The sequence below is a fragment of the Comamonas trifloxystrobinivorans genome (genome assembly GCF_043359985.1).
GTDB classification, from domain to species: domain Bacteria; phylum Pseudomonadota; class Gammaproteobacteria; order Burkholderiales; family Burkholderiaceae_C; genus Comamonas; species Comamonas trifloxystrobinivorans.
In genome coordinates, this window is sequence record NZ_JBHZGV010000009.1 from 50,559 (window position 1) to 65,065 (window position 14,507).

General features: G+C 62.6%; 12 protein-coding genes and 1 pseudogene. 7 read left to right on the forward strand and 6 right to left on the reverse strand.

All coding sequences use genetic code 11. The features are described from left to right. Positions 1-16: 16 nt before the first annotated feature. The gene (locus tag ACFIQF_RS12050; protein ID WP_393943099.1) at positions 17-403 is read left to right on the forward strand and encodes a DUF6616 family protein; all 387 of its coding nucleotides are present in this window, start codon (positions 17-19) and stop codon (positions 401-403) included. A gap of 125 nt (positions 404-528) precedes the next feature. Here ACFIQF_RS12050 and ACFIQF_RS12055 read toward each other — a convergent pair whose 3' ends face one another. Beyond that, a complete protein-coding gene (locus ACFIQF_RS12055; protein ID WP_393943100.1) occupies positions 529-2,139 on the reverse strand; it encodes a carboxylesterase/lipase family protein in 1,611 nt (536 codons plus the stop codon). 190 nt (positions 2,140-2,329) lie between these two features. Further along, positions 2,330-3,217, reverse strand: coding sequence for a LysR family transcriptional regulator (locus tag ACFIQF_RS12060; RefSeq protein ID WP_393943101.1), 888 nt, complete (start codon positions 3,215-3,217; stop codon positions 2,330-2,332). 119 nt (positions 3,218-3,336) lie between these two features. Between ACFIQF_RS12060 and ACFIQF_RS12065 the strand changes: the two genes are divergently transcribed. Beyond that, positions 3,337-4,299: a tripartite tricarboxylate transporter substrate binding protein gene (locus tag ACFIQF_RS12065; protein ID WP_393943103.1), complete on the forward strand. Its 963-nt coding sequence runs from the start codon at positions 3,337-3,339 to the stop codon at positions 4,297-4,299. Positions 4,300-4,301: 2 nt separating this feature from the next. Continuing rightward, complete coding sequence (locus ACFIQF_RS12070; protein ID WP_393943104.1) at positions 4,302-5,738, forward strand: dipeptidase; 1,437 nt, start codon at positions 4,302-4,304, stop codon at positions 5,736-5,738. A gap of 46 nt (positions 5,739-5,784) precedes the next feature. Here the strand turns inward: ACFIQF_RS12070 and ACFIQF_RS12075 are convergent, their stop codons facing one another. Both ACFIQF_RS12075 and ACFIQF_RS12080 read right to left on the reverse strand, forming a co-directional pair. Next, on the reverse strand, positions 5,785-6,993 hold the full coding sequence (locus ACFIQF_RS12075; RefSeq protein ID WP_393943106.1) for a hypothetical protein: 1,209 nt from the start codon (positions 6,991-6,993) through the stop codon (positions 5,785-5,787). Positions 6,994-7,109: 116 nt separating this feature from the next. Next, positions 7,110-7,637: a DsbA family protein gene (locus ACFIQF_RS12080; RefSeq protein ID WP_393943108.1), complete on the reverse strand. Its 528-nt coding sequence runs from the start codon at positions 7,635-7,637 to the stop codon at positions 7,110-7,112. A gap of 294 nt (positions 7,638-7,931) precedes the next feature. Here ACFIQF_RS12080 and ACFIQF_RS12085 point away from each other — a divergent pair, with 294 nt between their 5' ends. From ACFIQF_RS12085 to ACFIQF_RS12100, 4 genes are all read left to right on the forward strand, one after another. Then, a complete protein-coding gene (locus tag ACFIQF_RS12085) occupies positions 7,932-10,451 on the forward strand; it encodes an ABC transporter permease (protein ID WP_393943110.1) in 2,520 nt (839 codons plus the stop codon). Positions 10,452-10,572: 121 nt separating this feature from the next. Next, complete coding sequence (locus ACFIQF_RS12090) at positions 10,573-10,977, forward strand: group II truncated hemoglobin (RefSeq protein WP_393943112.1); 405 nt, start codon at positions 10,573-10,575, stop codon at positions 10,975-10,977. Between the two features lie 155 nt (positions 10,978-11,132). Then, on the forward strand, positions 11,133-11,726 hold the full coding sequence (locus tag ACFIQF_RS12095; RefSeq protein WP_393943114.1) for a LemA family protein: 594 nt from the start codon (positions 11,133-11,135) through the stop codon (positions 11,724-11,726). A gap of 81 nt (positions 11,727-11,807) precedes the next feature. After that, positions 11,808-12,914, forward strand: coding sequence for a M48 family metalloprotease (locus tag ACFIQF_RS12100; RefSeq protein WP_393943115.1), 1,107 nt, complete (start codon positions 11,808-11,810; stop codon positions 12,912-12,914). A gap of 214 nt (positions 12,915-13,128) precedes the next feature. Here the strand turns inward: ACFIQF_RS12100 and ACFIQF_RS12105 are convergent. After that, a pseudogene (locus tag ACFIQF_RS12105) lies at positions 13,129-13,797 on the reverse strand (Smr/MutS family protein); the annotation flags it as partial. Continuing rightward, positions 13,794-14,492, reverse strand: coding sequence for a RadC family protein (gene radC / locus ACFIQF_RS12110; protein ID WP_393943117.1), 699 nt, complete (start codon positions 14,490-14,492; stop codon positions 13,794-13,796). The pseudogene ACFIQF_RS12105 and the gene radC, both read right to left, overlap by 4 nt. Positions 14,493-14,507: the final 15 nt, after the last annotated feature.

Consider the following 14,507-nt stretch of genomic DNA (forward strand, 5'->3'; position numbering starts at 1 on the left):
AAGCAGTAAACCGCATTTGCATGCGAGCGCCGCGAATTTACCACCAAGCTTTCAGGAGGAAGCCATGTCTCACTATCTCGTCGAACTCTATACGCCCAACGCCCGTTGGACGGCACTGTCTGCTGAAAATCGCCATCAGTTTTTGCAAGGGATTCAGGATGCCATGGGCGCGTTGTCCAGCATGGGTGTTGAGGTGCTGACGTTGGCCAAGGTGGAGCCGGGAATCGATCAATCCAGCGAACACCGCTTTCTTGGCGTTTGGCGTTTCCCCAATCCACAAGCACGCGCTGGCCTGTTGGCAGGCATTCAGGCCAGCGGCTGGTATGAGTACTTTGACCATCTGAATGCCGCCGGTGCGAGCGGGGATTTTGCAGCGCACTTTGCCGACCTGGTAAGCGCCTGATCGCTCAGGTTGCTCCAGCGCGGCAAGTCGCAGCAAGGCATCCGGATGATGGCGAGCGCTTGCCGTAAAACTCGACGCTTAGCCGGTTCCGCCGGTGGGTAGATGGTCTTTGTGGAATGGAGGCACTAGAAAAAGCCCGCCGGAAGCTGGGGGGCGGCCCAGGTGGAGTCGCAACGGTGGACGGCTTTGAAGTCCGTGCGTGGCGCGATCTGCGGGATGGTCAAGGCTTGCACCGTGGGGCTGCTTTGCGAATAGCGTGGCCAGGGTACCTGTGTCCCTTCCTGGCGATTCGGGTTGCCGGTGCGGATGAATTGCAGCAAATACTCGAGCATGGCGTTTTGCAGCGACAGGCGCTGTGCGTCGACCGTAGCTGCATTGCGGGTGCCAAACCAGTAGAGAGAGTCGTAACCGTGGAATGTGCCGTAATAGTAGGCTGCAGGCTCGGCAGGGAATGACTTTGCGGGGTCGGTAAATTCATAGCTGTAGACAGGGACCCAGCGCGACAGAGCGTCGCCACGCGCAGCGTTACCGCAGGCGTACAAGGCATCGCCCTGCACACGGGCAAACGCCATTCCGGGTGAAGAGAAGGCGCTGAGGGGATAGTCGTGCAAGGCAGTTTCTGCGCTCGCCCCCGACAGCGAGATCAAACTGGAGACAGCGGAGGCGTAGTAGCTCGCAGGCAAAGCCGGCGTGGAGAACAAGGTGCCTTCGTCGCGCACGCCGCCCAGTATGACCGGTACGTGGTTGAAGTTGCCGCTTTCAAATGCTTGTGCTGGAGCGTGGGTCAGCACTACGCCATCGACCGTAGGGCGCCAGCGAACATTGTCTTGCGCAGCCAGAATGTCCGCAGCAGGTACCGCGCGCAGGCAGGCCGCCCTGTCTGGTGCGCTATCGCACTGGAGTTTTTTCACCAGCGCTGAGCCAGCTTTGGCAGATTGCTCAATGCTGGGATTGGAGTAGCTGCCACCGCCGCCGCTTTGCAGCACCGCTGCGGCGAGCAGCCCTTTACTCAAGGGCGACTGAAGCACGGAAAAGCCGGAAGTGGCGCCAGCAGATGTGCCCCAGTAGGTCATGCGTTGGGGATCGCCACCAAATGCCGCGATGTTGTCGTGGACCCAGTCGATCGCGGCAATCTGGTCCCGCAAGCCGAAGTTGCCGAAGGCTGCCTGGCTGTCGCCCTTGGCGATTTCGCTGTCGACCAGGTAGCCCAGCGCACCCAAGCGGTAATTGATGCTCACCACCAGCACGCCTTGCTGGACCAGGGCACTGAAATCCCCTTCTCCCGAGCCCTGGGTGAAGGCGCCACCATGCACATAAACCAAAACCGGAAGCCGGGCGCCAGCGCTTGCTGCTGCGGGCTTGAAGACATTCAGATAGAGGCAATCTTCAGAGGCGGAGGCCGGTGGCGGAAATGCGCCAGCCAGCTCAGCTGGGCCTTCGGTGGCCGGAGTCGTTGTGCCTGCGGCAGAGCTCGTGGTTTGAATGCACGCGGACGCATAGGTATTGGCGCTCAGCACTTGCTGGCGACGCAACGGTTTTTGCGGCGCCTGCCAGCGCAAGGCGCCCACCGGCGCTTGCGCATAAGGGATGCCTTTGAAAGCCATCAGCCCCGCTTCGATCACCCCTTCGACTGGCCCTTCCCGGGTTTCAATCCGGGTGCTGGAGGTCTCATGGCCGGAGCCGCAACCGCTCAGAATCCATGCACCCAAACAGAGAAAACTGGCAATAGATTTCATTTCGTCTCCATCTCTTTTTTGTGAAACTGCAGCGCTTCAGTGATTGAATGCACGGCCACTCCATACTCTCGAGGCCGTGATTCAGCCACGGTTGGAGCGATGGGATTTTAGAAATGGGGAGAGCGTGGCGTCTAATGCATTGTTCTCATTTGAAGCATGAGGTACCTGCATTTATGCGGAGCGCCAGGTTTTATTCGTAGCGCTGAAATACTGAATGGCAAAAATCGCTGACGATGCGCATGGGGGTACTGGCGCTTCTACCCAATAGCTCGACAAAGACAAAATTGGCTGACAAGGTTTGGGGCGGCTGCATTTGCAGGGCAGTTAATGCTTTGTGCTCGGTATTAAGACTGAGAAAGGCCTGCACGCCCAGCAAGATGGCATGGGTGTTGCAGGCGGTTTGAAAAAGGTAGGGCACATCCTCGCTTTCAAAATGCAGCGGGTTGCCGGTTTTGGACAGGAGCTTGGTGGCCTCGGGGCTCAGGCCGGTAGAGATGATGGGGTAGCGGCAGATGTCTGCCAGGCTGGCGCTGGGCCGCTCGCGCAGTGGGTGGTCTGGCCGGCAAAGAAAACCGGATGTCAGGGTGTGGGGCCGGGAGACTTGCAGATCGCGCACATCGGCACCCAAGGTACGCTCATGGACCACAAAGCCATCAATCTCGCGCTCGCGCAACAAATGCAGCAGCGTGGGGGTGGAGCCGCGCACCAGTTTCAGCTTGATTTTGGGATGCTGCTCCAGCAAAAAACGCATCAGCTCTGCCGACAGCAAGGCGCTGGGCGCGGCACCCAGCCCCAGCCGAACTGCGCCGTGGCAGCCTTGGGCTTGCAGCTCGGCCTCGCGCCGAATGTCTTCCACCTCCAGCAGCACTTTTCTGGCGCGTTCGGCCACCAGACGGCCGAGCTCGGTGGCTTCGTTGCGCTTGCCAATGCGGTCGATCAAGACCGCGCCGAGCTCTTCCTCCAAGGCCTGCACGCTGCGGCTGAGCGCGGGCTGCGACAGGAATACCTTCTCGGAAGCCTTGGAAAAGGAGCCGGTGTCTATCAGGGCGACCAGGTGTTTGAGCTGCTGCAGGTTCATGGCTTTTATTATGCATCAGGCGCATCATTTGAATAATTACAATGCAGTAGACACATCATAAGGCGAGCCCTACGATCGCTGCACATCAATCAAGGAGGCAGCAGATGCGTAAGGCGGTCATGTCGATTCTGGTTGCAATGGCGGCGTTTTCGAACGGCGTCTCTGCGCAAAGCAGCAACTATCCGAGCAAACCAGTGGCGATCATGGTGCCGTACCCGGCCGGGGCCGCCAGCGATATCACGGCGCGTGCTCTGCAAGGGCCCATCGCCAAAGCTTTGTCAGGCACCGTCATCACCGAGAACCTCGGCGGTGCCAATGGCGCCATCGGCGCGGCCAAGGTCTTGAATGCACCGGCAGACGGAGCCTATATTTTTCAGGGCTCGCCCAACGAGCTAATTCTGGCGGGCCTGACGAACAAGGCGGTCAAGTACAAGCCCCAGGATTTCGAGATGCTGGCGCCGGTGGCCATTTCCCCCTACATCCTGGTGACACGCGGCGATTTGCCGGTGGCCAGCATTGACGAGTTGGTGGCCCTGGGCAAAAAGGCCCAGACGCCGCTGGCTTATGGCTCGGGCGGTGTGGGCTCGATGATCCATTTGGTGGGCGCGGCATTTGGCAGCCGCTCCCAGATCGCATTGACGCATGTGCCCTACAAAGGCGGTGCTCCCCTGCTGGCCGAGTTGGCCGGCGGGCAAATAGATTTTGCGTTTTTGCCCATGCAAGCGAACTACCTGGATTTGCAGCGCGAAGGGCGTTTGAAAATCATTGCCACCTTGGAGCCCAAGCGTTTGGAGGCTTTGCCCCAGGTGCCCAGCGTCAATGAATCAAAAACCATGAATGGCTTTAATTACACCATTTGGACCGCTTATATGGCAAAAAAAGGAACGCCGCCAGATATTATGGAGAAGCTGCGCTCGGCTATTTATGCGGGAATGCAGGATGCCACTGCAAGAAAAACGTTGGAAGCGCAATCCAAGATTATTTTTGCAGAAAAATCCTCGCAAGAAAATACCTTGTTTTACAAGACGGAGATAGAAAGACTGTCGGCGCTTGTGAAATCCATCGACTACCAAGCGGAATAAGCATGACCCCCCTGGATTTGACAACCCAAGCCCGGCAAGACCCGGTTACCCGGCATTTGTTCGAAGCACTGCCTGCCATCCATGATTGGCTTTTCGATTATTTGCGCATTGCCAGCGTTTCTACCGATCCGCAATTTCTGCCGGACATGCAACGTGCCCGCGATTACCTGCGCGCCCGCCTGAGCGACATGGGCCTGGAGCAGGTGCAAGAGCTCGATGGCGGTGGTGCTCCGGCGCTGTTCGGGCAGTGGTGCCATGCGCCGGGCCGGCCCACCATCATCATCTACGGGCATTACGACGTGCAGCCAGCCGACCCGTTCGAGCAGTGGCGCACGCCGCCTTTCGAGCCCACGGTGGTCGGCAACTGCATCTACGCGCGCGGGGCATCCGATGTGAAAAGCGCCACCACGATTGCGTTGGAGACGGTTCGCGCCTTCTTGGCTGTGGAGAAGCAGTGCCCGGTCAATATCAAAGTTTTTCTGGAGGGCGAGGAAGAAGTGGGCAGCCCGTCGCTGCGCAACATCATTTCTCGCTACCGCGAGCTGCTGGCAGCAGACGCCATGCTGTCTGCGGATGGCGGCCGCGTGAGCGCTACGCACCCCAGCATCAATGTGGGCGCCCGCGGCAATGCCATGGCCGAACTCACGCTGCAAACGGCGAGCAAAGACCTGCATTCGGGGCGCTATGGCGGCGCGGTGCGCAATGCGCTGCATGAGTTGTCGAACCTGCTGGCCTCGTTGCATCACGAGGATGGTTCAGTGGCCGTCGCAGGTTTTTATGCCGGGGTAAAGCCTTTGTCGGACGAGGAGCGGCGCCAGGTGGCCGTACTGCCGTTTTCTGAGGAGGAATTTGTCTCGGAAGTGGCGGGCTGCAATTACGGCGAGGCCGGTTTCAGCTTGCGCGAACGCGTCACCTTGCGCCCTTGCATCGACGTGAACGGCATGTGGGGCGGCTACACGGGGGAGGGCGGCAAGACCATCATTCCGAGCGAGGCGCATGCCAAGTTGTCGATTCGTGTTGTGCCCGGCCAAGACCCGGCCGAAGCCATGCAAAGTGTGATGGCGCATTTGCAAAGCCGGCTGCGCGCAGGCGTTCAACTTCGCTGGGGTCAGGTGACTATCGGGGCGCCGGCCTCCAGTTTGAGCGCAGAGCACCCGCTGGTCGAGGCTGCGGCCAAGGCCTTGCTGGCGCGCACCGGGCAGGCAGCCGTGCCTGTGCGCCTGGGAGCATCGGTGCCGATTACCAGCATCTTCAAAGAGACGCTGGGCATCGACACCTTGATGTTCGGGCACAACCTGCCCGACGAAGATGTGCACGCGCCCAACGAGTTCTTCCGGCTGCAGTCGATCGAGGAAGGCTTGCTGGACTGGACCGCAATTCTGCGCCATCTGGGCGCCTACCGGCCCGAGGCTTTGCGCGAGCTTGCCACGGCAAGCTGATGGCGTATGGCGGCCATGCCTTGGTTCGCCAGGGATGGCTGCACTGCTACTGTTTGGCCAAGGGCGCGGCGCCTTGGTCACTCAGTGCTTCATCCCGCAACCAGCGCTTGCCCGGCATCAGCAGATAGTCTTCGCAATCCCATTCTTTGCAGCGCTGGTTGTCCAGCAACTCCAGTACCACGGCGCCGTCGGTGTCGGTATCGGTGGAGCGGCCTTTGACGCGCACAGCGGCGATGCGGCCCTGGTCGTCCCACTCGGCAATTGGGCCGCGCACCAGCACGCGGGACCAGTCGCCGCGGTCACGCTTGGCCGGTTGCACCACGGCCTCAGTCGGGGTGCGGGCGGCGGTCAGGCGCACTGCTACCAAAATCGGCTGCTCGCCAAAGCGGAAAGGGTTGTTTCTGAGCGCTTCGAGCGGCACCAGCTGGCGGGCGCCGGTTTTGCGGGCGAAGGCCTGGATGCGCTCCTGGTTGGCTTGCAACGCGCTCTTGTCGTCTTGCTCCCGCTTGGTCTGGGCCACTTGTTGGGCGGCTGTGTTGCGGTAGCTCGTCCATTCTTTGGCTTTGTCGTTGGACGAAGTGCCGAAGGATTTGCTGGCTTCCACCACGGCGTTGGGCAGGTTGCCGTAGCTGTCGGGCTTCCAGTCCGTGCCCTGGTGCAGCTTGATCGCCAAGTTGCGCCCTTTGAGCGTTTCTGCCGCTTGCGGGCAGATGGCCAGCCAGCGGCTGTAGGCTTGGTCGAGCCAGGCTTTGGCCAGCGCGTCGTCGGCCAGGCTGCCGTTGGCCGATACCTGCAGCGTATAAGGCTGGCAGGCCGAGGCGGGCAGCTTGCCGTCGACTTGGCTTTCTGCCCACAGGCGGCCGGGTTGGGCGCCCGCAGGCGCGCTCAGCGGGCCCAGATCGAGCAGCACGCGGTGGCTGTTGCGCGGAATGCGCTGGGCGCCCACGGTTTGCGCCTCGGCCAGAAAAACGCCTTGGCTGAAACGGCCTTGCCATTGCACCGGCGCCGCATCGGGCGCATGGCGGATGCGCCAGGTCGCGGTGCCTTGGCCTTCTGCCATGCCATTTTTACAGCCCCCCTGGTAGTTGGGGACGTAGTCGCTGCTGCCCAGCCGGCCCGATGCAAACACCTCGCAGCCGCCGGTGCTGACGCCACTGGTTTGTGCCCACAGCGGCGTGGCCCCCAAGGCACAGAGCAAGCCCAGCGCCCAGGCACTGCCAGCGCGTTGAAGCGGCAAGTTAGTACGAATGGCCATGGTGTTTCCCTCATTGGTTTAATAGCTGACGGCTTTTGTTTTTCTATTATGCATAGCTAATAAAAAACGCCTGCCACCGTTAGGCGACAGGCGTTGGCCTGGAGGGCGCAGAGCGCTCAGCCTTTGAGCAGTGCTTCCACGTGGCGGGCCAGATCGTCAAAACCGCCGCGTGGCTGGAAGGCCTGGCCGTTGATGAAGAAGGCTGGCGTGCCGTTGACGCCGCTGCGGTTGCCGCTGTCAATATCGGCACGGATCTTGGTTTCGAATGCGTGGTTCTCGATCGCGGTCTTGAACTCTTCCACCGGCAACTGCAGCGATTGCAACAGGTCTACATAGAGGGCCGGGCCCAGCGAGTGCTGGTTTTCGTACAAGGCATCGTGTGCCTGCCAGAACTTGCCGTGCTGCGCGGCAAACTCGGCAGTCACGGCGGCGGGCAGCGCCTGGGCGTGCGATTGGGCCAATGGGTAGTTGCGGAACACCACGCATACCTGGTCGGCAAACTGCTGGGCAATCTGCTTGACCACCGGGTAGGCTTTGCCGCAGTAAGGGCACTGGTAATCGCCGTATTCGACCAGCACCAGCTTGGCATCGGCTTTGCCGAGGATGTGGTCGCTGTTGCCAACCGGCACTGCCAGATCTGTCATGCTTCACCTCCGCTGTTTTTCGCTATTCGCGCAGTGTAGGCGATGGCTTGGCAGCGCCTGGCCGGCCTGCTGTCAGACAAACAGCCGCAGCCATGTCGGACAAAGCCTGCTGAGCCGAAGGTTCGGGTTGCCAGGCCCGGACGGCATGACAGGGCGGCAGTCGGCAGCCTGAGACGGAGACGGCAATCGCAGCGCAGCATGGCCTGCGCTAACAGTTGCCAGCGTGCCGCCGCCACCAGCGCAAAACAGGCTGGCGCAGCCTGGGGCTTTGTGCAGTTCAGGTATGTTTGCCGTATGGGACACAACATATTCGCGCTCGGTTGGCGCAACCTGGTTCGGGATTGGCGCGCGGGCGAGCTGCGCTTGCTGCTGGTAGCGGTGGCTTTGGCCGTGGCGGCGCTCACCTCGGTGAGCTTTTTTTCAGACCGCCTGCAAGCGGGCCTGGCACGCGATGCCAGCCTGTTGCTGGGCGGCGATGTGGTGATAGTGAGCGACAACGCCACGCCCGCGCAGTACGTGCAGCAGGCCGCGCAGCTGGGCTTGCAGGGCGTGGCCACGGTCAGTTTCCCCACCATGGCGCGGGCTGACGATGCTGATGGCGGCGAAACCCGTTTGGTGGGCCTCAAAGCCGTGCAGCCCGGCTATCCCTTGCGTGGCCAATTGCGCATTGCCACTGCGCCCGATACGGCTGATGCTGCTGCAGGCGGCATTCCCGCCCGGGGCGAGGCCTGGGTGGATGCCGGTTTGCTCGAAGCCCTGGGATTGAAGGCTGGCGCACAGCTGTGGCTGGGCGACAAGGCTTTTGTGGTGGCGCGCATCATCAGCGTAGAACCTGATCGGGGTGCCGGCTTTCTGGGCTTTGCGCCGCGGGTGATGCTGCACTGGGATGACCTGGCCGCCACCGGCCTGGTGCAACCGGCGAGCCGCCTTATCTATCGCTATGCCGTGGCGGGCGCGCCCGAGCCGGCCGCGCAGTTTTTGCGCTGGGCCGAACAACAGGTGAAGCTGCCCGAGAGCCACGGCGTACGCGTGGAATCGCTGCAAAGCGGCCGGCCCGAGATGGAGCAGACTTTGGAGCGGGCGCAGAAATTCCTCAACCTGGTGGCCTTGCTCGCGGCTTTGCTGGCGGCAGTGGCGGTAGCTTTGGCCGCCCGCACTTTTGCCAACGCGCACCTCAACGGCGCGGCGTTGTTGCGCGTGCTGGGCTTGGGCCAGCGTGCCATTGCCGGCGCTTACTGGGTAGAGTTTTTTGCCGTAGGCCTGGTTGCCAGCGTGCTGGGCGTGGCTTTGGGTTTTGGCTTGCACTACCTCTTCATCGCGCTGATGGCGGGCCTGCTGTCGGTGCAATTGCCGGCGGCCAGTTGGGCGCCGGTGGGTGTGGGCCTGGGCATGGGGCTCACCTTGTTGCTGGCCTTTGGTTTGCCGCCGGTTTTGCAGCTGGCCAAGGTGCCACCGCTGCGCGTATTGCGGCGCGATCTGGGCGCGCTGAGGCCCGCTTCGGTCTCGGTATTGCTGCTGGGCATAGCCGGTTTTGCTGCTTTGTTGATGCTGGTGAGCGGCGATTGGAAACTGGGCGGCATTGCCGTTGGCGGTTTTGCGGCTGCCGTGCTGCTGTTCGCCTTGCTCAGTGCCGTGGCCATTGCCGTATTGCGCCGCAGTGTGCACGAGGCCAGTGCGCCGCAGTGGCTGGTGCTGGCAACGCGCCAGGTTGCGGCGCGGCCAGTGTTTGCGGTGGTGCAGATCAGCAGCTTGGCCGTGGGCCTGATGGCGCTGGTGCTGCTGGTGCTGCTGCGCACCGATCTGATCCAGACCTGGCGCCAAACCACGCCGCCCGATGCGATGAACCGCTTTGTCATCAACATCATGCCCGACCAGGCGGAGGCTTTCCGCGCCGCGCTGGGCAAGGCCGGCATCAACAAGGTGGACTGGTACCCAATGATGCGCGGCCGCCTGGTGCAGATCAACGGCAAGCCGGTGGGCCCGCAAGACTACAGCGAAGACCGCGCCAAGCGCCTGGTCGACCGCGAATTCAACGTATCGCACACCACGCAATTGCCCGAGAACAACCGGATCGTGGCGGGCGCCTGGCAGGCGGGCGATGCGCAAGGCGTCAGCGTGGAAGAGGGCATTGCCAAAACCCTGGGCCTGAAGATGGGCGACAAGCTGCTTTTCGACATGGGCGGCGTGCAGCGCGAGAGCACCATCACCAGCCTGCGCAAAGTGGATTGGGGTTCGATGCGCGCCAACTTCTTTGTCATCTACCCGCTCGACCAGGTGGAGAACGTGGCCGTCACCTACCTGGCGGCTTACCGCGCACCCGATATGGCGGGCTTTGACAACGCCCTGGTGCGCGAGTTTCCCAACATCACCAATGTCGATCTGCGCGCCACGGTAGCGCAGTTGCAGCGCGTGCTGGACCAGGTGATTCGCGCTGTGGAGTTCTTGTTCGGCTTCACGCTCGCGGCGGGTCTGGTGGTGCTGTTTGCATCGATCACCGCCACGCGGGAAGAGCGGGCGCGCGAGTTCGCCATCATGCGAGCGCTGGGCGCGCAAGGGCAACTTTTGCGCCGCGTGCAGCGTGCTGAGCTGGCCGGCATCGGCTTGCTCGCTGGCGTGCTGGCCAGCGTGGTGGCCGTGGGTATTGGCTGGGCGCTGGCGCAGTATGTGTTTGACTTTGCCTGGGTGCCACGTTGGTGGGTGCCGCTGGCCGGTGGCGTGGTGGGCGCGGTGCTGGCTTTGCTGGCGGGCTGGTGGGGCTTGCGCGAAGTGTTGCAGCGCCCGGTGGTGGTCACGCTGCGCGAAGCCGCCGAATAATAGGCTAGTATGTTTTTGATAGCTGCTGGCGCTTTAAACATAAGCGCTGGCAATTCTTTTGTTTTTGAATCCTTCTAGTGCCGCCATGCCGCTGAGCAGCGCGTTGCTGGAGCGCCAAGCCATGCAAATCCAAGAAAAACCCCCTTTCGATACCCCTTTCGCCTGGATCGGTGGCGAGGACAAAGTCCGCGCGCTGGCCGACCGTTTTTATGACCTGATGGACCTGGAGCCCGCCTACCAGGAGCTGCGCGCCGTGCACGGCAGCAGCCTGGACGAGGCGCGCGACAAGCTGTTCTGGTTTCTGTGCGGCTGGCTCGGCGGGCCAGACCACTATGTCAGCCGCTTTGGCCACCCGCGCCTGCGCATGCGCCACATGCCGTTTGCCATTGGCATTCTGGAGCGCGACCAGTGGCTGGCCTGCATGGACCAGGCCATGGGCGATACCGGTGTAGATGCGGCGTTGCGCGAGCGCCTGCGCCAAAGTTTTTTTCAGACCGCCGATTGGATGCGCAACAAGGGCGTGTGAGTGCTCGCTGCCTGCAGCAAGGTTGATTGACATAAGTCATGCTTTTGGGCGTCCGCTTGCCCAGTTCTCGCCTGCCGGCGGGGCCGGAATTGGGTGTTTGAACGGTTCCGGCCATAATGTCCGGATCACTAAAAAACAGAGAGAGAAGAGGGCTTATGGAAATCCAATGGATTGTTGTATTGGTGGTGCTAGCCGTTTTACTGGTGTGGGCCATCGCGGTCTACAACCGGCTGATGGAGCTGCGCAACCGCACGGCCAACGCCTTGGCGCAAATTGATGTGCAGCTCAAACGCCGCTACGACCTGATCCCCAACCTGGTGGCGGTGGCCAAAAAATACCTGGAACACGAATCGCAAACCCTCGAAGCGGTGATCCGTGCCCGCAGCCAGGCCCAGGCTGCCGCCACCGCCATGCGCTCGGCTCCCGGCAAGCCCGAAGTGGCCGAAGCCGTGGTGGCCGCTGAGGGCGCACTGGGCGGTGCACTGGGCCGCCTGATGGTGCTGACCGAGAGCTACCCTGATCTGAAAGCCGACGAAACCATGCGCTCGCTCAGCGAAGAGCTGGGCAGCACTGAAAACCGTATCGGCTATGCGCGCCAGGCCTATAACGACCAGGTGCTGGAGTTCAACAACGCCACCAAGGCTTTCCCGGCGATTGTGGTGGCGGCGGTGCTCGGCTTTCATGCCATGCCCATGTTGCAGTCCACGCAAAATGCGCAGGAGCGCGAAGTGGTGCGGGTCCAGTTTTAAAGCGCTTGCCTGCCAGCGGGCGCTCTTCCGAAACCTTGCACTGCAGCCCGCGCCAGCGGCCCGCCTTTTGATCCTGCCACCATGAAGTTCTGGGATTTTCAAACCGCCGCACGGCGCAGCACCACAGGCCTGTTAGGGGCCTTTTTGCTGTTGGTGCTGGGCATTGGCGCGGGCGTGCATTTGCTGCTGGCGCTGGTGTTCTGGGTGCCGGCGCTGCTGATGGTGGCCACCAGCAAGCTCACGCTGAGCGAGGTGGCGGTGAACTACCCCGGCGGCTTTTTGGCCACGAACATCGGCATCGTCAGCCTGATGGTGATCGGCGGCGCCTGGATCCAGCGCAGCAACCTCAAGCATGGCGGCGTTTACCTGGCCAAAAAGCTGGGCGCACGTGAGCTGCGGCCCAGCATCTCGCACAACGAGCAGCGCTTGCTCAACATCGTGCAAGAGGTGTGTGTGGCCGCTGGCGCGCGCGTGCCGCAGATCATGGTGTTGCCCCGCGACATGGCGTTGAACGCCTTTGCCGCCGCCTGGGAGCCGCAGGATTCGGTGCTCGTGGTCTCAATGGGCGCGCTCGAATACCTCAACCGCGACGAGCTCAAAGGCGTGGTGGCGCACGAAATATCGCACCTGCACGAGGGCGACACGCGCTTGAACATGGAGCTGGCCGGCTACGTGTTCGGGCTGGAAATGCTCTTCAACTACGGCGAGGAATGGCTGGACCGGGGCATGCCGGTGTTTGGCCTGCCCTTGATGGCCGTGGGCTGGCTCGGCTGGCTGGCCGGCCAGGCGCTGAAGGCAGCGGTATCACGCCAGCGCGAATACCTTGCCGATGCCCGCGCCCTGCAGTGGACGCGCAACCCCGAAGGCCTGGGCTGCGCCTTGCGCAAGGCGCTGTGGCAGCAAGACTACCCGGCGCAAGCCGCTGCCATGGCTCCCATCGGCCGCGCCCGGGGCATGCAGGCGCCGCTGATTGCGCACATGCTGCTGGTCGACAGTGAAGACGTACATGCGCTGCACGATCTTTGGCACCTGGGCGGCAAAGATTGGCTGGCCTCCCACCCCACGCTGGAAGAGCGGATCGAGCGCATCTACGGCGAAGCCAAAGAGGCCATGCCCTTGCAAGACCCGGACAAGCGCTGGGTCAACCCTTTTACTTCAGAGCTGCCGCTGGCAAGCAAAGGTGCCTGAGGCTGGGCGCAGCAGTTGGGTTTGCAGCCGCTGCCGATGCTGCTGCTTTTAGCGCAAAAACGCTTCAAGGTTTGCGTCGGGCGCTGCGAAACTGCGCGGCCCAGAACTCCACTTGCTCGGCCACCGGGTTGGGCGCGGGCGTGGCTTGCTCGGCGGCGGCCAGGGCTTGCAATTGCAGCAAGGCGTCGGCCACCGAAACCGCAGTTTGCGCTGCTTGCGCTGGCCGCAGCAGCACTACCAAGGCACCGGCCCCGCCTTCGGCCGGGCGGGCTTGCACAAAGGCCAGCACCTCGTTTTTCTGTACCAGCCAGCTGTGCACCCGGCCTTTGAGCACTGGCATGCGGCCGGGCGAGCCCAGGCCTTTGCCGTGCACCACGCGCACGCAGCGCAGGCCTTGGCGGTGGGCTTGGCGGATGAAGGTGCCCAGCGCCTCGCGGGCGTCGTCGGTGCGCAGGCCGTGCAGATCGATCTGGCGCTGAATGCTCCAGTGGCCGGCGCGCAGCTTGTGCACCACGTCGCGGCCAATGCCTTTGCGGCGAAAACTCAGTTGCTCATCGGTATCGAGCAAGGTGCTGGCGTCGAACTCGTCGCTCATCGCCTCTTGCAGCACGCGCTCTTCGTCGGCCCAGTGCTGGCGCGGCAGTGGGTCGGGCGGCAGTTGGCCGGCGGCGGCGTGGTTGTTGTTGGGCAAGGGGCGCACGGCGCCCACGGTCTGGCGGAACAGCTGGCGGTCGCGCTCGGCCTGGCGCAGTGCCTGCTGGCGCGCTTGCTCCTGTGCCTGGCGCTGGGCAGCCTGTTCGCTTTGGAAAGCCGTCAGCGCCTTGCGCAGCTGCTTCAAATCTCGCAGAGATGCAGCCGCTGCTGCTTTCTCCTGTTTGCTCACATTTCACCTTCCTCGGCCATCGACAGCGCTGCGCCGGGCGCAACAATGATATGGTCCAGCACGTTCACGTCGACCAGGGCCAGCGCGGCTTTGAGCGTGTGCGTCAGTTGCCGGTCCGACGCGCTCGGCCGCACCTGGCCGCTGGGGTGATTGTGCGCCAAAATCACCGCCGAACAGTGATGGTGCAGCGCCCGCAGCACCACTTCGCGGGGGTATACGCTGGTCTGGCTGAGCGTGCCGCGAAACAGCTCTTCCAACGCAATCAGCTGGTTCTGGCTGTCCAAAAACAGCACGGCAAACACCTCGTGCGCCTTGTGGGCCAAATGCAACTGTAAATACGCTTTGACCGTGGCGGCGCTGTCCAGCACCGGGCTTTCCTGCAGTTGCTGCGCCAGCGCACGGCGGGCCAGCTCCAGCACGGCCACCAGCAAGGTGCGCTTGGCCGGCCCCAGGCCTTTGACCCGGGCCAGATCGGCGGTGCTGGCGCGCAGCAGCCCGGAGAGGCCGCCAAAGCCGTTGGGCGTGTCGGCCGTGCGGCTGGCCAGCAGCTCGTCGGCCCACTGCAGCACGCTTTTGCCTGCCATGCCGGTGCGCAGCACAATGGCCAGCAATTCGGCGTCTGACAAGGCCTCGGGGCCGCGCTCCAGGAGTTTTTCGCGGGGCTGGCTGCCCTTGGGCAGGTCTTTGAGGGACATGGCGTGCTCTTTCCG

Coding starts and splice junctions, on each gene's coding strand:
- ACFIQF_RS12090 (WP_393943112.1), top strand. CDS start 10,573: ATGCAAATCCAAGAAAAACCCCCTTTCGATACCCCTTTCGCCTGGATC.
- ACFIQF_RS12085 (WP_393943110.1), top strand. CDS start 7,932: ATGGGACACAACATATTCGCGCTCGGTTGGCGCAACCTGGTTCGGGAT.
- ACFIQF_RS12060 (WP_393943101.1), bottom strand. CDS start 3,217: ATGAACCTGCAGCAGCTCAAACACCTGGTCGCCCTGATAGACACCGGC.
- radC (WP_393943117.1), bottom strand. CDS start 14,492: ATGTCCCTCAAAGACCTGCCCAAGGGCAGCCAGCCCCGCGAAAAACTC.
- ACFIQF_RS12075 (WP_393943106.1), bottom strand. CDS start 6,993: ATGGCCATTCGTACTAACTTGCCGCTTCAACGCGCTGGCAGTGCCTGG.
- ACFIQF_RS12080 (WP_393943108.1), bottom strand. CDS start 7,637: ATGACAGATCTGGCAGTGCCGGTTGGCAACAGCGACCACATCCTCGGC.
- ACFIQF_RS12055 (WP_393943100.1), bottom strand. CDS start 2,139: ATGAAATCTATTGCCAGTTTTCTCTGTTTGGGTGCATGGATTCTGAGC.
- ACFIQF_RS12070 (WP_393943104.1), top strand. CDS start 4,302: ATGACCCCCCTGGATTTGACAACCCAAGCCCGGCAAGACCCGGTTACC.
- ACFIQF_RS12095 (WP_393943114.1), top strand. CDS start 11,133: ATGGAAATCCAATGGATTGTTGTATTGGTGGTGCTAGCCGTTTTACTG.
- ACFIQF_RS12065 (WP_393943103.1), top strand. CDS start 3,337: ATGTCGATTCTGGTTGCAATGGCGGCGTTTTCGAACGGCGTCTCTGCG.
- ACFIQF_RS12100 (WP_393943115.1), top strand. CDS start 11,808: ATGAAGTTCTGGGATTTTCAAACCGCCGCACGGCGCAGCACCACAGGC.